11 protein-coding genes are annotated in these 15,076 nt (G+C 51.7%); 6 read left to right on the plus strand and 5 right to left on the minus strand.

The genetic code is table 11. The annotated features are described in order from the left end of the window. Positions 1–292 precede the first annotated feature (292 nt). The 4 genes from OGV94_RS01655 to torC form a co-directional block, all read right to left on the minus strand. Positions 293–1,318 carry an IS110 family RNA-guided transposase gene (locus OGV94_RS01655; protein WP_286522466.1) on the minus strand — a complete coding sequence of 342 codons (1,026 nt, stop codon included), beginning with the start codon at positions 1,316–1,318 and terminating at the stop codon, positions 293–295. A 326-nt stretch (positions 1,319–1,644) separates the two neighbouring features. Beyond that, positions 1,645–2,277, minus strand: a complete 633-nt coding sequence (gene torD / locus OGV94_RS01660) for a molecular chaperone TorD (protein WP_286522468.1) — start codon at positions 2,275–2,277, stop codon at positions 1,645–1,647. Further along, positions 2,267–4,765, minus strand: coding sequence for a trimethylamine-N-oxide reductase TorA (gene torA, locus OGV94_RS01665; RefSeq protein ID WP_286522470.1), 2,499 nt, complete (start codon positions 4,763–4,765; stop codon positions 2,267–2,269). Before torA ends, torD begins: the two co-directional genes overlap by 11 nt. A gap of 9 nt (positions 4,766–4,774) precedes the next feature. Next, positions 4,775–5,908 carry a pentaheme c-type cytochrome TorC gene (torC, locus tag OGV94_RS01670; RefSeq protein WP_080624911.1) on the minus strand — a complete coding sequence of 378 codons (1,134 nt, stop codon included), beginning with the start codon at positions 5,906–5,908 and terminating at the stop codon, positions 4,775–4,777. A gap of 165 nt (positions 5,909–6,073) precedes the next feature. On the opposite strand from torC, the gene pdxR reads away from it, so the two are divergent. After that, complete coding sequence (gene pdxR / locus OGV94_RS01675; RefSeq protein ID WP_286522472.1) at positions 6,074–7,549, plus strand: MocR-like pyridoxine biosynthesis transcription factor PdxR; 1,476 nt, start codon at positions 6,074–6,076, stop codon at positions 7,547–7,549. Between the two features lie 42 nt (positions 7,550–7,591). Here the strand turns inward: pdxR and uxuA are convergent, their stop codons facing one another. Continuing rightward, positions 7,592–8,782: a mannonate dehydratase gene (gene uxuA / locus OGV94_RS01680; protein ID WP_043016983.1), complete on the minus strand. Its 1,191-nt coding sequence runs from the start codon at positions 8,780–8,782 to the stop codon at positions 7,592–7,594. Positions 8,783–8,984: 202 nt separating this feature from the next. On the opposite strand from uxuA, the gene OGV94_RS01685 reads away from it, so the two are divergent. The 5 genes from OGV94_RS01685 (at position 8,985) to OGV94_RS01705 (ending at position 15,020) form a co-directional block, all read left to right on the plus strand. Continuing rightward, positions 8,985–10,451, plus strand: a complete 1,467-nt coding sequence (locus tag OGV94_RS01685) for a mannitol dehydrogenase family protein (protein WP_286522474.1) — start codon at positions 8,985–8,987, stop codon at positions 10,449–10,451. A gap of 119 nt (positions 10,452–10,570) precedes the next feature. Next, positions 10,571–11,557 (plus strand): CobW family GTP-binding protein, encoded by a 987-nt coding sequence (locus tag OGV94_RS01690; protein ID WP_043016985.1) that lies wholly within the window; start codon positions 10,571–10,573, stop codon positions 11,555–11,557. Positions 11,558–11,585: 28 nt separating this feature from the next. Then, positions 11,586–12,305, plus strand: coding sequence for a phosphatase PAP2 family protein (locus OGV94_RS01695; RefSeq protein ID WP_087052512.1), 720 nt, complete (start codon positions 11,586–11,588; stop codon positions 12,303–12,305). Positions 12,306–12,718: 413 nt separating this feature from the next. Continuing rightward, positions 12,719–13,288: a bifunctional murein DD-endopeptidase/murein LD-carboxypeptidase gene (gene mepS / locus OGV94_RS01700; protein ID WP_003027474.1), complete on the plus strand. Its 570-nt coding sequence runs from the start codon at positions 12,719–12,721 to the stop codon at positions 13,286–13,288. A 172-nt stretch (positions 13,289–13,460) separates the two neighbouring features. Beyond that, a complete protein-coding gene (locus OGV94_RS01705; RefSeq protein WP_043016987.1) occupies positions 13,461–15,020 on the plus strand; it encodes a cyclic di-GMP phosphodiesterase in 1,560 nt (519 codons plus the stop codon). Positions 15,021–15,076: the final 56 nt, after the last annotated feature.

A 15,076-nucleotide genomic window follows, 5' to 3' on the forward strand; every position in this document is an offset into this window, starting at 1 on the left:
CGGGCGCGAGGTAGCATATATGGACGCTCCCGGGATGCAATTTATTTTTCAGTTAAGTGATAAAACGGGTAGATGCAGCCATATATCCGGTTTCTGATGGGATTTATTTATCCCGAACCATGATGAAATCCGCCAGGCAGGTACCAATCATCCTCTGCGGGCTGACTTGCCCTTGCTACCTCTCGGTGTATCCTGCCTGCGGTCTTACCTGTTTTGCCATCTTCTGAAGTCACCTGCACCTACCAGGACGTTAACTCTTTTTCAGCACCTCGTCAGACTGTCTGACCTTGTGTCAGGCGGGCTGGCGAGGCTGATATTCCGTGTTACGTGTCAACATTGACCACATAATTCTTGATGTTTTTGCCGCCATGGCGACAACAGCTACATTGTAGTGCTTTCGCTCAAGCAATCCCTGAAGCCAGGTGTTCTCCTCAACTGAGCCTTTCCGGTTGACCCAGGCGGTAAGTGCGCGTGCGCCGTGAACCAGGAGGTATCGGAAATAGCCATCGCCACGTTTGCTGATCCCTCCCAGTTGCTGTTTCCCGCCGCTGGAATGCTCCTTTGGTGTCAGCCCCAGCCATGAAGCAAACTGCTTTGCGGTGCTGAATTGTCGGGCATTACCCACTGCTGCCACCACATAAGTGGCCGTTAGCATGCCAACCCCCGGGATTTTGGCCATTCTCTTGCAGGCTTCCTGCGTTCTGTACCAGGAGGCCAGAGATTCTTCTACCTGTTTAACCTGCTCCTCAAGTTCCCGGATATGGTGAGCCTGTCTGTAGATGCTGGTTCTGACAAAGGGAGATAAACCATTTTCGCCGTCTTCCAGAATGGCTGGCAGCTCACGGGTTAAATGGCTTTGTCCGGCTGCAATCGTAATACCAAACTCAGCAAGTGTGGCTCTTAAACTATTGGAACAGGCGATCCGCTCACGGATAAGTATTCCCCGTTCAGTGTGTAACGCTAAAACGGCCTGCTGCTCTTCGGTTTTTATCTGTACAAAACGCATATTCGGGCGGGTTACCGCTTCGCAGATAGCTTCAGCATCTGCTGCATCCGTCTTGTTCGTTTTGACATAGGGCTTCACATATTGCGGAGGAATGAGTTTTACCTCATGGCCGTGGCGACTGAATAACCGTGCAAAATGATGGCTGGATGAACAGGCTTCCATGCCCATCAGGCAAGGTTCCAGTTGAATGACAAACTGAACGAACTTAGCCCGGGTCAGCTTCTTACGCAAAACAGTATGACCTTCGTGATCGACACCATGAAGCTGGAAAACGTTCTTTGCCAGGTCGATACCAAGAGTTGATACTTTCATGTGGACGCTCCTCATTTTCAGGACGTATTGCAACGATCCAGTCTGGTACTTTGATGCCGCAAAATCTGGAGCGTCCATCTCATTATCCCTGCAAAGCGCGCCCTGAACCCGCATCCCAGCGGGTTCTCCCGGCCTTACGAAAACACGTCGGCAATTTTCAGCCGGACCAACCCACACCTGACCATCTGCGTTTTTTGTTTAAACAGCAAAAAAGTGTTAACTGGAAGTCAGAGCGTTGAAGCGATGAGCATGAGATGAACGGAACTCTTTCTCCGAGATAGCCTGTTCTTTAACTCCGCCAGCACAGGTTGTCCCTTTTTTTATATTCACTGCTGGCTGCTGAGATAAAAATCATCCATCAGCAGTGATTCCAGATACTGTTCATCCTTGCGCATAAAACGCACGACCAGGTTAACCGCCTGAGGATAAAACCCCTCTTCATCACGCGCCAGGCAGCTATCGCGCAGCAACGACGCCCAGCACATAATATGATGATGCAAAAAGTAATATTGCGTGGAGAGCTTCTCCTCTTTAGCAACCATCCTCGCCATCAATGCCAGCTGTACAGCAATATGATCGGAGGATTCATTTTCCCGCGCCGCCAGCCCCTGCTCAACCAACAGCACATTCATTTGCCGACGTTCTGCCGCAGCTGTCGTATGTGGATAGTGCCCTGCATAGGGAGAAACACTGGCAGGCGGAGACAGCATAAACAGCGAGGCAAAATCTGCCGCCAGCTCCAACTGCCGGGAGTCACGCCGCAGAACCCACTCCAGGCTACGCACAAAATGTTTAACCTCGACAGACAATCCGGGAATTGCCGCCAGTGAGGCAATCCACGCCCGGTTATCGCCATTTTCCAGGCTGGCGAGTTGCTTTTCGTCCAGCTCACGAAATAGCAACTGTGAAAACCACTGGTAGATCGCCGTCCGTTGCTGATGAATTTGATTATGCTGCACTTGTCCCCTCCTCTTTCACTGTCTGCGGACCACCGAATGCCGTTACCTGCGGGGCTTTCTGCTGATAACGCTCGACCTCCACCAGCACGGTATGCGCTGAAGGGCCCTGCGCCAGCTGTGAAGTACCGATATCCGCGCTCAGCACATTCGGATCGCCATAGGTGCATAACGTCCCGGCTTTTCCTCCTTCCTGCGGGGAGTACCACGCCCCTTCATGAATGCGGACCACGCCGGGTGGAAAATCCGGACTGACAACCACGCCTGCCAGCACCTGGCCACGCGCGTTAAAGACGCGGGCAATATCACCGGCTTTCAAGCCACGCGCGATGGCATCCTGTTCGCTGATATAAAGCGGCTCTCTCCCGGCAACCGCATAGGTATTGCGAAACGCCTCGCTTGAGCACAACTGGGAATGCAGACGTTTATCCGGATGGCAGGATTGCAGATGCAGCGGGAATTTATCTGTTTTGTCGCCATGGCTACGCTCAAATGGCTCCATCCACACCGGATGCCCAGGACAGTCCTCGTAGGCGAAGCCCGCGATGGTTTTACTGTAGATTTCAATCAGACCTGACGGCGTTCCCAGCGGATTAAGGTCTGGCTGGTCGCGAAACTCACCGTGACGCACCCACGGCTGCCCTGGCGGATATTCAATATATCCTTCCCCCTGCCAGAACGTTGTAAAGTCCGGTAAGGAGACGCTGAGTGATGTGCCCATCTTCACTCCTTCGTCATAAAGCGCCTGTATCCACTGCATTTCATCTCGGTTCTCACGGTACACAGCCTCCTTGTCAAAGCGCTTACACAGCCCGGCAAATACGTCGAAATCATGCCGCGCTTCATATTGCGGTTTGACTATTTGATGCAGCGCCATCAGCCCTTTATTCGAATGCGTACCGAACTGCTCAATATCGTTACGTTCAAAGCGAGTGGTAACGGGCAGGACGATATCGGCAAAACGGCACGACGCGGTCCATTGATGATCCAACACCACCACGGTTTCCAGCTTCTTCCACGCGTCGATCATGCGGTTTCTGTCCTGCTGCGCATGGAACGGATTGGCTGCGCTGTAGATCGCCATTTTGATGTCAGGCCAGGTTAACGTTGCGCCGTTGAAGGCTATTTTTTTGCCCGGCTCAAGCAGACAGTCCACGATGCGCGAGGTGGGGATATGCTCAGACGCGCCGCGAAAATCCGCTTTATATTTCGCCGGTGGAGGATTAGCAATACTCCCCAACCCAGAGAGTACGGGGCCGGCGGATGTCACCGTCCCCCCGCCGTTATAGTGCCAGCCAAACCCTACGCCGCCGCCTGGCAAGCCAATTTGTCCAACCATGCTGGCCAGCACCACCAGCATCCACGGATACTGCTCACCATGGTGCATGCGCTGTACGCACCAGCCGCCCATAAACTGTGTCCGGCCTTTGACCAGCAGGCGGGCAAAGTCACGGATCTGCCCGGCCGTCAGACCGCAGATTTCCGCCGCCCATTCGGCGTTTTTCGGCTGTTTATCGCTCTCACCCAGCAGGTACGGCAAAAACTGTTCAAAGCCGACGGTGTAATCGGTAATAAACGCCGTGTCGTGCAGTTTTTCTTCGTACAGGGTATGCGCCAGCGCCAGCATTAACGCGACATCCGTTTGCGGTCGCAACGCCAGTTGTTCACAGCCAAGATAGTTTTGCGATTTGCTGCGCACCGGATCAACGCTGATAACGCGCATCTTCCCCAGCGCTACCGCCTCTTTAATTTGCTGCCAGTAGCCAAACGCATCGTGATCGGGAACCAAAAACTCGATCTGCAGATTCTTGATCGGATCACATCCCCACAGCACAATGGTATTACTGTTCTCGATAACCAGCGGCAGTGACGTTTGTTGCTCATAAACTTCCAGCGAACCGATGACATGCGGCAAAATGACCTGCGCCGCTGCCGCAGAGTAGTCACCAACGGTCGTCACATAGCTGCCATGCAAGCCCAGTGCCCGGTCCATCGCCCCGCCCGCTTTATGGTATTTGCCCACCATTTGCCAGTCGGCGAGCCCGGTAAATACGCCTGATGAGCCATAGGTTTTTTGCACCCGCTCCAGCTCTTCGTAAAACAGATCCAGCGCCCGATCCCAGCTTACCCGCACAAAACGGTTATCTCCGCGCTGGTTGCGATCCGATTTCTCACGCTTACGCAGCCAGTCCAGACGTACCATCGGGTAGCGTACCCGCGAAGGGTTGTAGACCACTTCCCGCACCGCGTTCAGCATATCGCAGGGATATTTGTCATGTTTGAATGGGCGGGTCTCTGTCCACTCGCCGTTGACCACTTTGGCTTCAAAAGCGCCATAATGCGAGCCGGACTGGATCCACTGTTCGGGGTTTTCTCCCGCCGCCCACACTTTTGATATCAACGGATTGGGCGCCAGGGCGCTGGCAGCGCCCACTGCCAGCATACCGCTCAGAAAACGGCGGCGAGACGGATTAAAGTCATGAATATCCATACATTATCCTTACTTTTTAATGGGTTGAGACACATCGCTGGCATGGGTCTGGAGGTATTTCAGCAACGTACGCTCCTCCACCGGGTTAAGACGGTAATAGGTCGACATCGCTTTCAATCCGGCGATCCAGCCGTTAGCGGTATAACGGGTGGGAGGAGGAGTGCTATGGCAGGCACTACAGGTGGATTGCAGCATTTGATCTGAGTATTCCCAGATGGGCTCAAGCGTGCTGATAAGATCCTGCCCGGAGGTCCAGGCGGTGACGCTCACCTGCTGCCAGGCCTGATGTGAGTCAGGATCGACCTGGGTTTGTAGCACTTTTACGTTAGCCATCAGGGAGTCATCGAGAACGGCGGAAAACACGCGCTTACCCATATACTGGGTGATCACCCGCCCGCGTCCTTTGGTTTCACGCCAGCCCGTGATTTCGACCTGCACGTTACTGCCTCCTTTTTGCAGCACCTTGACCTCGGTGGCGGGAAATAACAGCGCTTTGCCTGCGGGGCTTCCTGCCGTTGCCGTCAGTGCTTTTTCACTTAACGAGAACAGCGTGCTCGCCTGCGATGACGACGCATCCTGACGCTGTAGCTGCTTAAAGCGATCGCGAAAACCGCTGCTCATATCGGGTTTGTGATGGGCAATTCCTTTGTGGCAATCAATGCAGTTGCTGTCTTTTGCCGCCGCCGCAGTCATTTGTGCCGCCGCATTTGCCGATTGTTTGCCGTGATCCATCGCCTCATAGCTGTGGCAGGATTTACACGCCGCTGAATTATTCGCGCTCATGCGCGCCCATTCCCGCTGGGCCAGCTCCGCCCGTTTTGCGGCAAATTTTTCGGGGGTATCGATCGAAGGAGAAATAAAGGTGTGGTAGAGATCGTTTAAGGCTTGCGTTTTACGAACCAACGTTGGCACGATGCCCGGCGGAATATGACAATCCTTACACTCCGCACGCACGCCAGAAGCATTGCGAAAATGCACGCTGGTTTTATATTCCTCTCCAGCCGTGCGCATCGAGTGACACGATAAACAAAACCCGGTAGTACTGGTGTAATGAACGCCTTGCCACGTTCCCCAAATCGCCAGGGCCATGACTACCGCTCCGACGAATGCGCACCACAGTGCATTTTTTCTTATCCACGACATGCTAGCCTCCATTTTTTTAATAGCGACACGCTAAGTGATAATAAAAATCAAAAATAGAGACAGCGCAGGCAGAGTATAGGAACAGCAATCACTCTATGAGATTCGTCAAATAGTAAAGAGCAGAAATTCGTAATATAGTGACCATCTATAAATAAGGATTTTCTCATGCTCACACTGACTCTCAATAGAGAAAGCCGTACTCCGCTACAGTTGCAGATATTTCAATTTTATTTACAGGCTATTCAGCAGGGAGATTTGTTGCGTGGAGATAAACTCCCTTCTATTCGCGAGCAGGCTCAGGTATTGAATGTAGCCAAAATAACGGTCGTGATGGCCTATGATAAGCTTATGGCGGCTGGGTTAATTAAGAGCCGACACGGCATTGGCTATGAGGTGATATTCACCACGCCTGTTCGTATCCCGCCTGCGCATGTTCCCATGTCCCAGGGCTCTCCGCCAGTAACACCCAAAGCAGCCGGGGTCTCTACCGATGTTTACGCAGAGCCTGGGCGGGAGTGTTACTGCCGGATGGGCGTCCCCGATCCCAATGCTTTTCCCTGGGCCAGTTGGCGAAAATGGAATAACGCGCCAAGCGTACTTAAAGAACAATTGCTTACCCGGTATCATTCACCAAACGGATTATTTTCACTGCGTGAGCAACTGGTCAGATACCTTAATTTATCTCGTGGCATTAATACGCGGGCAGAGAACATCATTATTACCAACGGGATCCAGGAAGGATTGTCGCTGTTGAGTCAGATATTTATTATTCATCATGCCGTCAGCCAGCAAAAAAAATGCCACGTTGTGACCGAATCCCCTTGTTATTCTGGCGCATGGCATCTGTTTAATTATTACGGCGCAAACATTACGTCAATTGCCGTAGATAACCACGGACTGCAAACAGATAATTTACCTGAATATGAAACTCAGCTTTGCTATGTGACGGCGGCCCACCAGTATCCGATGGGGAGCGTACTTTCGCTGGAGCGCCGTCAGGCATTATTAACGTGGGCACAGCGCGTCGGCGCTTATATCATAGAAGACGACTACGACGCTGTTTTTACCTATGGCGAGAATCACCTTCCTGCGCTGAAAGCCATGGATTATCACAACCGGGTTATCTACATGGGGACATTTTCTAAAACGCTGGGACCGGGGGCGCGTCTTGGCTACCTCATTTGCCCTGATGAATTGCTCCCGGCGGTACAGAATATGAAAGCGCTCAATAACAACGGCAGTCAGTGGTTGTTGCAGCAATTTTTAGCCGAATTAATGCAAAACCAGGTGTTTTATACGCATATCAGCAAGCTGGCCAGCAGCTATCTGGCGCGCCTCAACCAGTTACGCGATGGCCTTTCCGCGCTGTTTCCCACAGGGAAAATCGCTGGCGCAACGGCGGGTCTGCATCTCTCGTTACGCGTTGAAAGACACCCCGATACGATAGCCAGGCTGCAACAACGCTGCCTGCAGGCTGGGATCCGGTTTGACACTCTGGCGGATATAGAAAATGGATCAGAAACCGCATGGCGTAAGGAGAACAGCGACGTGGTGATGTTTTTTGGCTTTGGCGGGTTGCAGATACAGCAGATTAATAGGGTACTGTCGGTACTGGAGCAGGCGCTCACGCAGCCTTGCTGAATAACAGGGATCGCGCCGGTGACGCAATCCCTGTGGTAAGTCTTACAGCAGATCGCGGAACTGAGTTTGTTTCAGCGCCAGCTCTACGCCGCGAACTTCCGCCAGCCCTTTCAGACGACCAATTGCGGAGTAGCCGGGGTTGGTTTTCTTGTGCAGATCGTCAAGCATCTGGTGTCCGTGATCCGGACGCATCGGGATAGGACGCAAATCACCCGCCTTTTTACGCCGCTGTTCTTCACTCAGGATGGCAGCGACCACCGATACCATATCCACATCGCCCTGCAGGTGCGCACCTTCGTGGAAGGTTTTCGGGTTATCTTCACGGCAGGTGGAGCGCAGATGCGTGAAGTGGATTCGATCGCCAAAGGTTTCGATCATTTTCACCAGATCGTTATCAGCACGCACGCCGTAAGAGCCGGTGCACATGGTGAAACCATTATTGATGCTGTCGACGGTTTCTTTCAGCCACTGCATATCTTCGATAGTCGAAACAATGCGCGGCAGGCCAAGGATCGGACGCGGCGGATCGTCAGGATGCACAGCCAGGCGCACGCCCACTTCTTCTGCCACTGGCACGATCGCCCGCAGGAATACCGCCATATTATCGCGCAGATCGTCTTTACTGATGCCGTCATATTCAGCGAGGCGCGCACGGAATTGATCCAGCGTATAGCCCTCTTCCGCGCCGGGCAGTCCGGCAATGATATTGCGGGTTAGCTTTTCAATTGCGGCATCGCTCATGGCATTGAAGTAGTCCAGCGCCTGACGTTGTTCTTCTGCGGTGTAATCCGCTTCAGCTCCCGGGCGTTGCAAAATATGCAGTTCGAAGGCCGCAAAAGCAATCTGGTCAAAACGTAGCGCTTTGGAGCCGTCTGGCAACTGATATTCCAGATCAGTACGCGTCCAGTCGAGGATCGGCATGAAGTTATAGCACACAGTATCAATGCCGCAGGTCGCCAGATTACGGATACTCTGCTGATAGTTGGCAATCCATGTTTGGTACTGGCCTGAACGCGTTTTGATATCTTCGTGAACAGGAATACTTTCCACCACCGACCAGGTCAGCCCTTTTTCAGCCAGAATGGCCTGACGCTGTTGAATCTCTTCTACCGGCCACACTTCACCGTTAGGAATATGGTGCAAGGCAGTCACAACACCCGTTGCGCCAGCCTGACGCACATCATCAAGCGATACCGGATCGTTAGGTCCGTACCAACGCCAGGTTTGTTCCATTGCTTCACCTCACAAGTTGTTATACCAAATTAAACTACCTGAATGATGACTACCATACAGGCATCCCATGGATGATCAACAGATGGCCGGTCATTGATTGATCCAGCTCACATTCCCCTGATAAATGAGGCACACCAATTCAATTTGCTGTCATATAACTTTATACTGCCATTGTTAATTAATGGTTAATCAGGTGTATTAAATGAAAACTATTGCCTCAGCGCCACTGGCGGAAAATGTCATGATGCCGCAGTACGACCGCCAGCAATTAAAAACGCGGATTGTGCATTTTGGTTTCGGTGCTTTTCATCGCGCCCATCAGGCGTTATTAACCGACAGGGTGCTGAACGCGCAGGGCGGAGACTGGGGAATTTGCGAGATCAGCCTGTTCAGCGGCGATCGGCTGATGCGTCAGCTTCGCGAACAGGACCATTTATTTACCGTGTTAGAAAAAGGAGCAAACGGCAATCAGCCCATCGTCATCGGCGCCGTTAACGAGTGTCTGAACGCCACACTGGATTCGCTGGCGGCCATTATTGAAAAATTCTGCGAGCCTCAGGTGGCGATTGTCTCGTTAACTATCACCGAAAAAGGCTACTGTATCGATCCGGCGACGGGATCGTTGGATCTCTCTAATCCGCGAATTATTCACGATATGCAGACGCCGGCTGAACCGCACTCCGCGCCCGGAATCATTGTAGAAGCGCTGCACCGCCGACGTGAACGCGGGCTGCAACCATTTACCGTCCTCTCCTGCGATAACATCCCGGACAATGGCCATGTGGTAAAAAATGCCGTACTGGGAATGGCGGACAAACGCTCACCTGAGCTGGCGCACTGGATCCAGGAGCACGTCAGTTTTCCGGGAACCATGGTGGACAGGATTGTTCCCGCCGCCACCGAAGAGTCGCTGGCTGAAATCGCCCACGAGTTGGGTGTTGCCGATCCTTGCGCAATCAGTTGCGAACCGTTTATCCAATGGGTGATTGAAGACAACTTTGTGTGTGGTCGTCCGCAATGGGAAACCGCGGGTGTCCAGATGGTCGAAAACGTGTTGCCGTGGGAGCAAATGAAACTGCGGATGCTGAACGGTAGCCATTCGTTCCTTGCTTATCTCGGCTATCTGGCCGGATTCCAGCACATCAGCGACTGTATGCAGGACAGCGCATTTCGTGAAGCCGCTTACCGGCTGATGCTCAATGAACAGGCCCCCACGCTGCAAATTACCGATGTGGATTTAGACCAGTATGCTTTAAGCCTGCTGGAACGCTTTGCCAACCCGGCGCTGAAACACAAAACCTGGCAAATAGCGATGGATGGTAGCCAGAAATTACCCCAGCGCATGCTGGAAGGGATCCGCGTACATTTAGCACGTCAAAGCGAGTGGCCGCTGCTGGCGCTCGGCGTCGCAGGCTGGATGCGCTACGTGAGCGGCGTGGATGATTCAGGCACTGCGATTGATATTCGTGACCCGTTAAGTGAGAAAATTGCCGCTCTGGTTAAACAGTGCACTGAATCAGAACGCGTCAGCGCCCTGCTTTCACTGCATGAGATTTTCGCCGCCGATCTCGTACAGAATCCGCAGTTTGTCGCGGCCATTCAGCAGGCCTGGCAGCGTATTGCCCAATACGGCGCGCATCAGGCTGTCATTGAAACGTTAAAAAATTAACGATTTCTGCCATTAAGCAGGACGAAGCACGTCTTCGTCCTCCCACCCCTTCTCTTTTTCCCCGTTTTTCGCCAGGATTGTTAAATGCCATTACGGTAATTTATGATTCTGGAGTAAATGTGACTAAAACCAATCTCATCACTGGTTTTCTTGGCAGTGGCAAAACCACCTCTATTCTTCATCTATTGGCGAACAAAGATCCCGCAGAGAAGTGGGCCGTGCTGGTCAATGAGTTTGGCGAAGTAGGCATCGATGGCGCACTGCTGGCCGACAGCGGCGCACTGCTAAAAGAGATCCCCGGCGGCTGTATGTGCTGCGTTAACGGTCTGCCAATGCAGGTAGGCCTTAATACGCTGCTGCGTCAGGGAAAACCCGACCGTCTGCTGATTGAACCCACCGGCCTCGGACATCCCAAACAGATTCTGGATTTACTCACCGCGCCGGTTTACGAGCCGTGGATCGACTTGCGCGCAACTCTCTGTATCCTTGACCCCCGCCTGTTGCTGGATGAAAAAAGCGTCGCCAATGACAATTTCCGCGATCAGCTGGCCGCCGCAGATATCATTGTTGCCAACAAAGCCGACCGGGCCACGATGGAAAGCGAAAATGCCCTGCAAAGCTGGTGGCAACACTACGGCGGCAATCGCCAGTTGGTTCATGCCGACCATGGGAAAATTGACGGGCAGCTACTGGATTTACCCCGACTCAACCTTGCGGAGCTTCCGACAAGCGCGGAGCATAATCATCGTCATGCCGACAAAAAGGGGCTGGCGGCGTTGAGTCTTCCGGCGCAGCAGCGCTGGCGGCGCAGCCTGAACAGCGGTCAGGGCCATCAGGCCTGCGGCTGGATTTTTGACGCCGATACGGTATTCGATACCATCGGTCTGCTGGAGTGGTCGCGTCTTGCCCCCGTTGGGCGCGTGAAAGGTGTTATGCGTATAAAAGAGGGACTGGTGCGCATTAACCGCCAGGGAGACGACTGGCACATTGAGACGCAAAACGTCGCGCCGCCGGATAGTCGTATTGAACTCATCTCCGATACCGAGATCGACTGGAATGCGTTACAGAGCGCATTGTTGAGACTTCGTTTAGACGCCAGCGCGTAAGGTTGCCTTCGTTTTATAGCAATGGTAAATGACGATGAAAACCCGATACCCTCTTATCCTCCTGCTTAATATCGCGGGCCTGGCGCTGTTTCTTTCCTGGTATCTTCCTGCCGGGCATGGGATCTGGTCTTCAATAGATACGGGCGTTTTCCGCTTCTTTAATCAGAAGCTGGTGGAAAGCCCGCTATTCTTATGGATTGTTGCTATTACCAATAACCGGGCATTTGATGGCTGCTCATTGCTGGCAATGGGCGCATTGATGCTGCATTTTTGGCTGAAAGAGACGTCGGAAGGTCGCCGACGCATTGTCGCTATTGGTCTGGTTATGCTGCTCACCGCAGTGGTATTAAATCAGTTAGGTCAGGCGCTTATTCCGGTTAAACGCGCCAGCCCCACTCTGATGCTGGATAATATTTACCGCGTCAGCGAACTGCTGCATATTCCGACCAAAGATGCGTCCAGAGACAGTTTCCCCGGCGATCACGGTATGATGCTGCTTATTTTTTCCGCATTTATGCTGCGTTATTTCGGAAAAACCGCCGGAATAATCGGCCTTATTATTGCTGTGGTTTTTGCCTTCCCGCGCGTAATGATTGGTGCTCATTGGCTCACCGATATCGTGATCGGTTCCATGACGGTCGTCCTGATTGGTCTGCCCTGGTGGCTAATGACGCCTTTAAGCGACCGATTAGTGACTCTGTTTGCGAATTACCTGCCGGGCAAAAACAAACAATTTTTAAACAAATAACGCAGAGTAATTAACATCATCAGGGATACTTCTGATTCCCTGATGATGCTTACTTATATTTCATCATTGTGGCTGTCATTCTCCTGTCATCTTATTCACGTTAAAAATGAGTTAGTTGCGTCTTTTTTATCCCAATTGTTCTTAATTTATACAATACCGATTATTCACTTTCTGTATCAATTTTTCTTATAAGAAATCACGTAAAATCACTCGCAATGACCGGAACGATCGGGTAATCTCGAACTCGTTTTGCCTCGCGGGATAATTATTCTCTTTATGAATAAATTTGTGCGTTCTGCCACAGATTTGACCTTAAAGAATTGTCTCATCGTGCGAGGGTAATTAGTCTCGTCACGTTTGGCATTTTTTATAACGATATTTATCGTTAAGGACTTCAAGGGAAAACAAACAAAATGGTCAAATCTCAACCGATTTTGAGATATATCTTGCGGGGCATACCCGCGATAGCAGTTGCGGTTCTGCTTTCTGCATGTAGCACAACGAACACCGCCAGGAATATGCATTCTGAGACGCATGCTGTGGGCAATGGAGATAACTCTTCACTGCAAGCCTCTCAGGATGAATTTGAAAATATGGTGCGTAATATCGATGTTAAATCACGTATTATGGACCAGTATGCTGACTGGAAAGGCGTGCGTTACCGCCTTGGCGGCAGCACCAAAAAAGGTATTGATTGTTCAAGCTTCGTACAACGTACGTTCCGTGAGCAATTTGGTTTAGAGCTTCCTCGCTCAACCTACGAACAACAGGAAACGGGTAAATCCGTTTCGCGCACTAACCTGCGCACAGGCGATCTGGTTCTGTTCCGTGCTGGTTCCACCGGCCGTCACGTCGGTATTTATATCGGCAACAACCAGTTCGTACATGCCTCGACCAGCAGTGGCGTTATCATTTCCAGCATGAACGAACCTTACTGGAAAAAACGTTACAACGAAGCTCGCCGGGTCCTGAGCCGCAGTTAATTTCGTTTGGCAGCTATCCCTTGGCTATCCTGATGAGACATATTGAAAAGCACTGCTTCGGCGGTGCTTTTTTTTGGCTTCGCCTCGTGACTAAGAAAAATCTCACAAGGTGAGTCATTTCAGGTTATATTCATACAGAATAAGCGCTTAACTCAGGTAAACATAAGGAACTATGTTCAGACGCTCCTCTTCATCCGGTCGGAAAATCCTGCTTTCCTGTATGTTAACGGGGCTTATCGTCGCGCTCCTTGTGAGTACCCTGCAATTTTTCGTGACCTGGCATAAACGAGACGTTAAGTACGACACGCTCCTTACCGATATCCAGAATTATGTCAGTAGCTACTTTGCCGATCTCCAAACCACCACAGATGCCCTTCAGCCACTGGTCGCCAACAGTTGCCAACAAGTCGGCGCTAAACTGACCTCCAGCGCGGCCTTTAGCCTCAACGTCCGCGCATTTTTACTGGTCAAAAACGGCATTGCTTTCTGCTCCTCCGCAACGGGTTCAATGTTCACCCCGATTTTAGATCTGGTCCCAAGCCTTGATATCAGCAGAACTATTGACGTGGAATTACTCCCCGGCACGCCCATGATGCCGAACAAGCCGGCGATAATGATTTGGCACCGCAACCCATCGTTTACTGACAGCGGCGTGTTTACCTCACTGAATATTAATCTGGCTCCTTACCTGCTTTATACCGCCCGACAGGATGATTTTGACGGCATTGCCATCGTCGTCGGTGATAACGCAATTTCGACATTTTCATCACGGATTATTGATGTCTCCGCCCTGCCTAAATCTCGCTGGCGGCAGGCGAGTCTGGAAGGTATCCCGCTACAGATTCGTTTATATGCCGATGAGTGGACCTACACCGACGTCTGGTATTCGATTATGTTGGGGTGTATGGCGGGGATTATTGCCGCTCTTCTTCTCTGGTATTACATCTACACCATCCGTTTACGCCCGGGCAAAGATATCCTCAACGCTATCAAACATAACCAATTTTATGTGGTGTACCAGCCCGTTGTAGAGGTGCAAACGCTCGAGGTGAAAGGTGCCGAGGTGTTATTACGCTGGAATCATCCGACAACGGGTGAAATCCCGCCGGATGCCTTCATTCACTACGCCGAATCACAGAAAATGATTGTCCCGCTGACCCAGCATCTCTTTAAGTTGATTGCTCAGGACGCGCCGATGCTGCAAAAAGTCTTACCCGCTGGCGCAAAATTGGGGATCAACATCGCGCCAACGCATCTGCACGGCGAAACGTTTAAAGACGACATTCATCGCCTGCAGGCTTCGCTTCCCGCAAACCATTTCCAGATGGTGCTGGAAATCACCGAACGGGATATGCTCAATCAACACGAGGCCACGAAGCTATTTGAATGGCTTCATTCAGCAGGTTTTGAAATTGCCATTGACGATTTTGGCACCGGTCATAGCGCACTGATTTATCTGGAACGCTTTACCGTTGACTATCTGAAAATCGATCGCGGCTTTATTAACGCCATCGGAACAGAGACCCTGACCTCTCCGGTTCTGGACGCTGTGTTGACACTCTCTAAGCGTCTTAATATGCTGACGGTTGCTGAAGGGGTTGAAACGCCTGAGCAAGCCCGTTGGCTGCGCGATCGTGGGGTGCATTTTTTCCAGGGATACTGGATTAGCCGACCATTAAAGCTTGCTGATTTCGTGCGTTGGATGGCACAGCCCAATAAGCCGACGTGGTGATCGCAGTATGCGAATCATAAACTCTCACTCGCCGCTACATCCCTTATCTTTCAGGC

This window comes from Citrobacter sp. Ce006, from assembly GCF_030336535.1.
Classification (GTDB): domain Bacteria; phylum Pseudomonadota; class Gammaproteobacteria; order Enterobacterales; family Enterobacteriaceae; genus Citrobacter; species Citrobacter europaeus.

Bases quoted from the DNA above. Each gene is read 5' to 3' on its own strand.
- torA (WP_286522470.1), bottom strand. From the start codon at position 4,765: ATGGATATTCATGACTTTAATCCGTCTCGCCGCCGTTTTCTGAGCGGT.
- OGV94_RS01685 (WP_286522474.1), top strand. From the start codon at position 8,985: ATGAAAACTATTGCCTCAGCGCCACTGGCGGAAAATGTCATGATGCCG.
- pdxR (WP_286522472.1), top strand. From the start codon at position 6,074: ATGCTCACACTGACTCTCAATAGAGAAAGCCGTACTCCGCTACAGTTG.
- uxuA (WP_043016983.1), bottom strand. From the start codon at position 8,782: ATGGAACAAACCTGGCGTTGGTACGGACCTAACGATCCGGTATCGCTT.
- OGV94_RS01655 (WP_286522466.1), bottom strand. From the start codon at position 1,318: ATGAAAGTATCAACTCTTGGTATCGACCTGGCAAAGAACGTTTTCCAG.
- OGV94_RS01695 (WP_087052512.1), top strand. From the start codon at position 11,586: ATGACGATGAAAACCCGATACCCTCTTATCCTCCTGCTTAATATCGCG.
- torC (WP_080624911.1), bottom strand. From the start codon at position 5,908: ATGTCGTGGATAAGAAAAAATGCACTGTGGTGCGCATTCGTCGGAGCG.
- OGV94_RS01705 (WP_043016987.1), top strand. From the start codon at position 13,461: ATGTTCAGACGCTCCTCTTCATCCGGTCGGAAAATCCTGCTTTCCTGT.
- mepS (WP_003027474.1), top strand. From the start codon at position 12,719: ATGGTCAAATCTCAACCGATTTTGAGATATATCTTGCGGGGCATACCC.